Origin of the sequence: Rhodoferax sp. (assembly GCF_010365055.1) — a bacterium.
Classification (GTDB): Bacteria; Pseudomonadota; Gammaproteobacteria; order Burkholderiales; family Burkholderiaceae_C; genus Rhodoferax.
In genome coordinates, this window is sequence record NZ_JAAFHA010000014.1 from 50854 (window position 1) to 57996 (window position 7143).

The 7143-nt window shown below is 63.6% G+C and carries 6 protein-coding genes; 3 read left to right on the forward strand and 3 right to left on the reverse strand.

What is annotated here, in order from left to right; all coding sequences use genetic code 11:
* The first annotated feature begins 6 nt into the window (after positions 1–6).
* Both GZ093_RS05720 and GZ093_RS05725 read left to right on the forward strand, forming a co-directional pair.
* Positions 7–1530 carry a Ni/Fe hydrogenase subunit alpha gene (locus tag GZ093_RS05720; protein ID WP_296483308.1) on the forward strand — a complete coding sequence of 508 codons (1524 nt, stop codon included), beginning with the start codon at positions 7–9 and terminating at the stop codon, positions 1528–1530.
* Complete coding sequence (locus tag GZ093_RS05725) at positions 1527–1997, forward strand: hydrogenase maturation protease (RefSeq protein WP_296483311.1); 471 nt, start codon at positions 1527–1529, stop codon at positions 1995–1997. The genes GZ093_RS05720 and GZ093_RS05725 overlap by 4 nt, the downstream gene beginning before the upstream one ends.
* 77 nt (positions 1998–2074) lie before the next feature.
* On the opposite strand, the gene GZ093_RS05730 is transcribed toward GZ093_RS05725, so the two are convergent.
* The 3 genes from GZ093_RS05730 to GZ093_RS05740 form a co-directional block, all read right to left on the reverse strand.
* Positions 2075–2536: a CBS domain-containing protein gene (locus tag GZ093_RS05730; protein ID WP_296483313.1), complete on the reverse strand. Its 462-nt coding sequence runs from the start codon at positions 2534–2536 to the stop codon at positions 2075–2077.
* Positions 2537–2569: 33 nt separating this feature from the next.
* Positions 2570–3130 carry an HPF/RaiA family ribosome-associated protein gene (locus GZ093_RS05735; RefSeq protein WP_296483315.1) on the reverse strand — a complete coding sequence of 187 codons (561 nt, stop codon included), beginning with the start codon at positions 3128–3130 and terminating at the stop codon, positions 2570–2572.
* Positions 3131–3244: 114 nt separating this feature from the next.
* Entirely contained in the window at positions 3245–5461 is a 2217-nt protein-coding gene (locus tag GZ093_RS05740) for a molybdopterin-dependent oxidoreductase (RefSeq protein ID WP_296483316.1), read from the reverse strand.
* Between the two features lie 441 nt (positions 5462–5902).
* Between GZ093_RS05740 and GZ093_RS05745 the strand changes: the two genes are divergently transcribed.
* Positions 5903–7143, forward strand: a 1241-nt coding sequence (locus tag GZ093_RS05745) for an aspartate ammonia-lyase (RefSeq protein ID WP_296483318.1), incomplete at its 3' end; no start/stop codon positions are given.

Sequence of the window (7143 nt, forward strand, 5' to 3'; positions counted from 1 at the left end):
CTGACCATGACGAAATCACTCGAAACCGCTGCGCCTGAAGCCGCCGCGCAAGGACTGCGCCGGGTCGCCATCGACCCGCTGTCACGCGTCGAAGGCCACGGCAAGGTCACGCTCTTGCTGGACGCGCAGAACCGCGTTCAGCAGGTGCGCTTGCACATCGTGGAGTTCCGCGGCTTCGAGCAATTCATTCAAGGCCGACCTTACTGGGAGGTGCCGGTAATGGTGCAGCGGCTGTGCGGCATCTGCCCGGTGTCGCACCACCTGGCGGCGTCCAAGGCCTTCGACCGGGTGGTCGGCGCCGTGCCGGTCACGCCCACGGCCGACAAGATCCGCCGCCTCATGCATTACGGTCAGGTGATGCAGTCGCACGCCTTGCACTTCTTCTACCTGGCCGCGCCCGACCTGCTGTTTGGTTTCGACTCCGACCTGAACCGGCGCAACATCGTCGGCGTGGCGCAAGCCCATCCAGACATCGCGCGCAAAGGCGTGCTGCTGCGAAAGTTCGGCCAGGAGGTGATCCGCGCCACCGCCGGCAAGCGCGTGCATGGCACCGGTTCGGTGCCGGGCGGCGTCAACAAGCCTGTCAGCCTGGCCGACCGGGCTCTGCTGCAACGCGATGTGGCGCAAATGCTCGCCTGGGCGCAAGAGGCGGTATTGATTGCCAAACAGCTGCATGCGCAAAACCCGGCGCTGTACGACAGCTTTGGCAGCTTCCGCTCGAATCTGCTGTCGCTGGTCAGGAGGGACGGCGCGCTCGACCTTTACGACGGCGTGCTGCGCGCGCGCGACACGGCGGGTGCGATCCTGTTCGACGGCGCCAGCGACCAGGACTATCTGGGCTTGATCGAAGAAGAGGTCAAACCCTGGACCTACATGAAGTTCCCGTTTCTCAAGAGCCTGGGTCCCGATCTCGGCTGGTACCGGGTCGGGCCGCTGGCGCGCCTGCAAAACTGCGACTTCATTCCGAGCCCGCTGGCTGAAAAAGAGCGCCGTGAATTCATCGCCTGGGGTCGCGGTGAGCCGATTCACGCGACGCTGGCCTACCACTGGGCGCGCATGGTCGAGATGTTGCACTGCGTCGAGGTGATCCAGACCCTGCTGGATGACCCCGACATCCTGGGCGGCGAGCTGATGGCCAGCGGCCCGCGTCAACGCGGCGGTGTCGGCGTGATCGAGGCACCGCGCGGCACGCTGATCCACCATTACGAGGTCGGCGACGACGATCTTGTAAGCCTGTGCAACCTGATCGTCTCCACCACCCACAACAACCAGGCCATGAACGAGGCCGTGCGCTCGGTGGCGCGCGAGTACCTCGACGGGCGGGAGCTGACTGAAGGTCTGCTCAACCACATCGAGGTCGCCATTCGCGCCTACGACCCCTGCCTGTCCTGCGCCACCCATGCGATCGGGCAGATGCCCCTGGACGTGACGTTGCTCGGGGTTGATGGCGAGCTGATCGACCGTGTGCTCAAGTCGCAGACGGGCGAGTTTCGCCGTGACCTGGGCACGCCGCCCAGCGTCGCTGCATGACACTCGCCTTGGAGCCGGTGGCGCCGCTGCTGGTATTCGGGTGGGGCAATCTGAGCCGCGGCGACGACGCGCTGGGACCTCTCTTCATTGAGCGCCTGCGCGTCGTGGCGACTTCAAGCGCAGCGGTGGACTATCTCGACGATTACCAGTTGCAGATTGAACATGCGCTTGATCTGGTGGGCAGGCAGCGCGTGCTGTTTGTCGATGCCAGCCTGAGCTGTCGCGCGCCGTTTGAAGCCACGCAACTGCGCGCCGCGCCGGACAGCAGCTTCACCAGCCACGCCTTGAGCCCGCAGGCGCTGTTGCAGGTGTTTTCTGATCTGCGCGCCGAAGCGCCGCCATCGTGCACGCTGCTGGCGATCCGGGGCGAGCGCTTCGAGCTCGGCGCACCGCCCAGCTCGGCCGCGCTGGCGCATCTGGCGGCCGCGCTGGCGTGGACGACGGACTGGCTTGATGCAAGCCAATGACACCGCGTTGTCGGATTATTGAACGCCAAGGTGACTTAGCGGCGGACAAGAGAGCCCATGAGGCTTGCGCCGCAAGCTTACTGTCGGATCTGGCGTTCGCGCTGGCCCTCGCTGTCGATGGCTGCCACCAGCAAACCCAGCTCCTGCGCCAGGATGTCCAGCACATCGTCGAGCGTCACCACACCAATCAATTCGTTCTGCTCGCCGACGACTGGAATGCGGCGTACACCCTTGCGGCGCATGGTGTGCATCAGGTCAATCAGTGAGTCGTTCTCGCGTGCAGTGACCAGGTCGGTGGTCATCACGTCCTCCACATGCAAAGTGCCGGGGTCCAGATCATGGGCCACCACTGCCGTCACGATGTCCCGGTCGGTAAGCACGCCCACCACGACTCGCTTGCTGCCCACCTCATCGACCACGACGAGGCAGCCGACATGGTTCTCGCGCATCAGCCGCGCCGCGCCGTCCAAGGGCGTCTGCCTGAAGGCGATGGTCACGCTGCGTGTACATATTTCGCCTGTGGTCAAACGTTCGCCCATATATTCCCCCCTAGCTTTCCTGCCTGTCACAGGTCATTCCGTTGGCGGCTCACCCATGCCATGCTTGCCTAGACTCACGCGCTTGGCCTGTAAACCCTCACCACCCACTTCGGGAATGAACTGCACGGCACTGCCAATCTGCACATGGTCAAACGGTGTACCGGCCACGTTGTCGCGGCTGAAGTAATACTCGTCGCCAGCAGGTGTGCGGAGGAAGCCAAAACCTCCGGCATCATCCAAACGCACGACCTCGCCATGCAGCGGCACCGTGTGCTGCTTCTCCTGCCCCCTGCGCTTGCGCACGACGTCCTCAAGCTGGCGCTTCATGTTGTCGAAGGCATCCCGCAGGGCCACGTACACGTCTTCGTTCTGGACCCGGTTCACCACCAGTTCATGGCTCGGCAGCGTGAGGTCGATGCGCACACCGAAAGGGTTCCCCTGATGCTTGTGCTTCTGCTCCATGTCGATGTGGACACGGCAAGCCATGATGTCGGGTGCAAACGATTCGAGCCGGTGCGCATGCTCACGCGCGCTGGCCTCAAGCGCGCCCGACGGCTCCATGTCGTGAAATTGAATATGAACCGGAAGCTTCATCTTTCCCCCTTTGCTGGCGTCCCAGTTCATTCTGCGGGGCACGACGGCAAACCGCTTGAGATTTGTCAACGCCGGCAGTTGCGGCGGCCTACCCAGCCCGCTGGCCGACAGCCCTCAAGTCAGCGCCATTATGCTGATCGCCACCCCGCTGAGCACCGCGTTGCCGGAGAGCGGGTCGCGCGCCTGATCATCCAACAGCGCATTCAGGTTGGCACCGGGGCGCTGGGCGGCCAAGCTCAATTGCGCACCGGGCAGGCCGTGGCCCCAGCCGTGCGGCAGGCTGACCACGCCGGGCATCATGTCCGTGCTGATTTGCACCTGCGCCTCAATGCTGCCCGTGCCGCTGCTGATGCGCGCCAACGCGCCCTCTACAAGTTGCAGGCGCGCCGCATCTGCCGGGTGCAACAGAGCGGTGCAGCGAAACGGCCCCTTGGCCAGGGTGGGCAGGTTGTGCATCCAGCTGTTGTTGCTGCGCACATCGCGCCGGCCGATGATGACCAGATCGGCTGCAGCGCTGGGCAGGTCGGCCCAGGCACGCGGCAGGTCGGCCAGCAACTGGGGCGGGGCCAATTCAATCTTGCCGCTGGGGGTGCGCAGCAGCTCGGGGATGCGCGGCTGCAGTTCGCCCAGGTCGACGCCGCCGCAGGCGTTGGCGGCCGTCACCTTCGCCAGCGTCAAACCATCGGGCTTCGGACCAAAGGCGTCGCCATAGGGGCCGGTGCGCAAGGCCACATCGAGCAGGCGCTGGGGGCCACGCAGATGCGCGGTTGCCGCTATCACGGCGCCGGCCCGCGCACCGAACTGGCGTTGTGCCTCGTGCGCAAACTGCGCGTCATCCAGCGCATTCACATCCAGGTCAGCACCCTGACCCTGCGCGATGGCCGCCAGCTTGAGCAGGATTTGCCACTCAAAGGGACGTTCTTCGCCCGGCAGCACCGCGGGGCTGTAGCGGGCGTGGTTGCGCCAGGATAGCTGCGGGAACGACACGTCAAAATGATCGTCCTGCAGTGGCGACATGCCCGGCAAGATCACATCCGCATGGCGCGTGGTCTCGTTCAAGTAAATGTCCACGCTGACCATGAAATCGAGCGACTCAAAGGCTTTCGCCAGGCGAGGCCCGTTCGGGGCCGAGAGCACCGGGTTGGTCGCCACCGTGATCAGGGCGCGCACTTGGTCCGCGCCCGGGCTTTCAATTTCTTCGGCCAGGCAGGTCATCGGCAGCTCGCCCATCACCTCGGGCGCGCCGCTCACGCGCGAGCGGTGGCGGCCGGTGGCCACACCGCGCCCTGTGCCACTCGCACCCGACGTATTGCTGGCAAAGGCGGCGGCCTTGGTAAACATAGCGCCGCCCGGCGCATCCAGATGACCGGTGAGTGCATTGAGCACATCGACCAGCCAGCTCGCCAATGTGCCAAAGGTCTGGGTGCAGGTGCCAATGCGGCCATAGACGGCGGCGCGCTCGGTGTGCGCCAGTTCGCGCGTCAATTCAACAATGGTGTCGGCCGCCATGCCGCAACGCGCCGCCACCGCTAGCGGCGTGAACGCAGCGACGGCTTGCTGCACCGCTTCAACGCCATTGACCCATTCCGCCACGGCGCCCAATCGCACCCACTGGTTGGCAAACAAGGTGTTGACCATGGCCGCCAGCAAGAACACGTCGGCGCCGGGGCGGATGAAGTGGTGCGCATCGGCCACGGCGGCGGTCTCGGTGCGCCTGGGGTCAATCACCACCAGGCGGCCACCGCGGGCTTGCAGGGCTTTGGCTTTGCCCCGAAAGTCGGGCACGGTCCACATGCTGCCGTTGCTGGCCAGCGGGTTGGCGCCTATCACCAGCAGCAGTTGCGTTCGCGTGATGTCGGGCAGCGGCACCGTCATCCAGTGGCCAAACATCAAGCCGCAGGCCAGCTGCTTGGGCACCTGGTCCAGGCTGGAGGCGGAAAACACATTGCGCGTGCCCAGGGCGCGGGCCAGCCTGGGAAAGTAAGTCAGCAAGCCGTATTTGTGCACAGTCGGGTTGCCCACCGCCACCGCCACGGCCTGGCGGCCGTGCTGGGCTTGCAACGGCGGCAGACGCCGGGCAATTTCGGCAAACGCCTCCTCCCACGTGGCAGCGACGTGCTGGCCGTTGCGCTTGATCAGCGGCGTGCGCAAGCGGTCCGGGTCGTCATGCAAGTCTTTCAGCGCGACCGCTTTGGGGCAGATGTAGCCCTGGCTCAGGACATCCTGGGCATCCCCCTTGATGCTGCTCACAACGCCGCCTTTCACCTTGATCTCCAGACCGCAGCAGGCTTCGCACAGGGGGCAAATTCGGTAGTGGGTGGTGTCCGTCATGGCAGGCCTCGTTGAAGAAAAGGGGGCATTGAGTCACGGGCACAGCGTGCCGTCCAGAACCTGGGTGACAGGCCAAGCCATGGCCCTCAGTCGGAAAGTATTTGATTTTGGTCCAGCCATGTGCGCACCGGTCTGCGCATTCTGCGCCAAAATTTTAACTATGCATGTTTTGCATAAAGGTATTTTCTGCAAATTAATTTGCTTTTAAAGCCCAGGGTGCAGTCCTAGACTTGTTGTCATGCAAGTGCGAAATCGCTACCTCGAGATCAGCCTCACACCCGTCAAGCTCCCCACGGACTGTCGGGCGCAGCTTGTGGTCGCCGCCAGCGCCAGCACAGGCCCGGATGGGTTTGTGGCTCGGCGCCACATCTTGCATTTTTCTGCTGGCACGCGGCGATGCGCCTGCCTGCCCACTGCCCTTTACCAACCAAGGAAAACACCATGAGCACTCGAATCGAAAAAGACTTTCTGGGCGAAAAAGAACTGCCCGACACCGCCTACTACGGCGTGCAAACGCTGCGGGGCAAGGAGAACTTCCACATCACCGGTATTCCGATGTCAAACGAACCCTACTTCGTCAAGGCCTTCGGCTACGTGAAGAAGGCGGCCGCATTGGCGAACCGCGATCTTGGCGTGCTTGACGTGAAGATCGCCGACGCGATCGTGATCGCTTGCGACCGCTTGATCGCCGGTGAAATGTGCGACCAGTTCGTGACCGACTTCATCCAGGGTGGCGCTGGCACCTCGACCAACATGAACGCCAATGAGGTGATTGCCAACATGGCGCTTGAGCACCTGGGCCACAAAAAGGGCGAGTACCAATACTGCAACCCCAACGACCATGTGAACTTCGGGCAATCGACCAACGACGTCTATCCGACGGCCTTTCGCTTGGCCTTGATCCTGCGGCTCAACAGCTACATGGACGCCCTGACTCAGCTGCAAGAGGCCTTTTTCGCCAAGGGCCGTGAATTCCAGAACGTGCTGAAAATGGGCAGAACCCACCTGCAGGATGCAGTGCCGATGTCGTTGGGCCAGGAGTTCCACGGCTGGGGCACGACCATGGGTGAGGAGGTGCAACGCCTTGCCGAAGTCCGCCAGTTCCTGCATGAAGTCAACCTGGGCGCGACCGCCATCGGCACCATGGTGACGGCAGCGCCGGGCTATCCGGAGCTGGCGATCAAACACCTGTCCGAGGTCAGCGGTTGCACCTTCATCCTCGCGGGCGACCTGGTCGAGGCGACCTCCGACACGGGCGCCTACGTGCTGCTTTCGGGCGTGCTGAAACGGACCTCGTCCAAGCTCACCAAGATCTGCAACGACCTGCGCCTGCTGTCTTCCGGTCCGCGCTGCGGCTTCAACGAACTCAACCTGCCGCAGATGCAGCCGGGCAGTTCGCTCATGCCGGGCAAGGTCAACCCCGTGATCCCTGAAGTCGTCAACCAGACTGGCTTCCTGGTCATCGGCCTAGACCTCACGGTTACGCTGGCCGCGTCGGCGGGTCAACTGCAGTTGAACGTGATGGAGCCCGTCATCACCTTCGCCCTGTTCACGTCGATTTCCACCATGGAAAACGCTGTCAACAGCCTCAATGTCAACTGCATCCAGGGCGTCACCGCCAACGTGGAACACATGCACAGCCGGGTGTTGAACTCGCTGGGCATCATCACGGTGCTCAAGCC